The following is a 927-nucleotide window of genomic DNA, read 5'->3' on the forward strand; positions in this document are numbered from 1 at the left end:
GGCTGCCGTACGGCTGCCGTACGGAGGTCAGCGGGACGGCCGCGGCGGCCGCGAACTCGATGTCGTCGTAGCCGACCAGGGCGACGTCGCCGGGGACCCGCACCCCCGCTCCGTACAGGCTCTGGAGGACGCCCAGGGCCAGCATGTCGTTGGCGCAGAAGACCGCCGACGGGAGGGCGGCCATGCCCAGCAGCCGTGCCCCGGCGTCCCGCCCGGCCGCGGCGTCCAGGCGAGCCGTCTCCACCTGTGCGAGGGCACCGGCCGGCAGCCCCGCCTCCGCGAGGGCCAGCAGCGCGCCCTCGCGGCGGTCGCGGCACTGTGSGAGGTGCATGGGGCCGCTGAYGTAGRYGACCKMSCGGTGCCCGGCGGCCAGCAGATGCCGCACGGCCAGGGTGCCGCCGATGACGTCGTCCACGGACACCGAGCAGCCCTCGGCCTCCGGGACCAGGCGGTCGACGTGGACGAACGGGATGCCGTGCCGGGCGAACTCGCGGACGTGGCGGCCACCGTGGTCGGCGGGGGTGACGAGGACACCCCGTACCCGCTGCTCGGCGAAGAGCGACAGGTAGTACGCCTCCTCGTCGCCGCTGCCCGCGCTGTTGCCGAGCATCACGCCGAGGCCSGCGTCGCGGGCGGCGCGCTCCGCGCCGGCCGCAGCCGCACGCTGGGGATGCTCGTCCTCGACATGGCCAACCCGTTCTTCGTGGACATCGCGGCGGGCGCCGAGCGTTCCGCCCGCGACGCGGGCCTCGGTGTGATGCTCTGCAACAGCGCGGAGAGCCCTCGCGAGGAGGCCGAGTACCTGACGCTCTTCTGCGAGCAGGAGGTCCGCGGGGTGCTGGTGACGCCCGCGGACGCCTCCGGCCGGAACCTCGCCGCCTTCCGCCGCCACGGCATCCCGTTCGTCTGCGTCGACCGGGCGCTGCC

The 927-nt window shown here is 75.4% G+C and carries 2 pseudogenes; one reads left to right on the top strand and one right to left on the bottom strand.

Annotation, left to right across the window (positions count from 1 at the left end):
- Nucleotides 1–655 (bottom strand): annotated as a pseudogene (locus EAO77_RS36140) (substrate-binding domain-containing protein); the annotation flags it as partial.
- 15 nt (nucleotides 656–670) lie between these two features.
- Here EAO77_RS36140 and EAO77_RS40775 point away from each other — a divergent pair.
- A pseudogene (locus tag EAO77_RS40775) lies at nucleotides 671–927 on the top strand (LacI family transcriptional regulator); the annotation flags it as partial.

Source organism: Streptomyces sp. T39 (genome assembly GCF_008042045.1).
Lineage (GTDB): Bacteria > Actinomycetota > Actinomycetes > Streptomycetales > Streptomycetaceae > Streptomyces.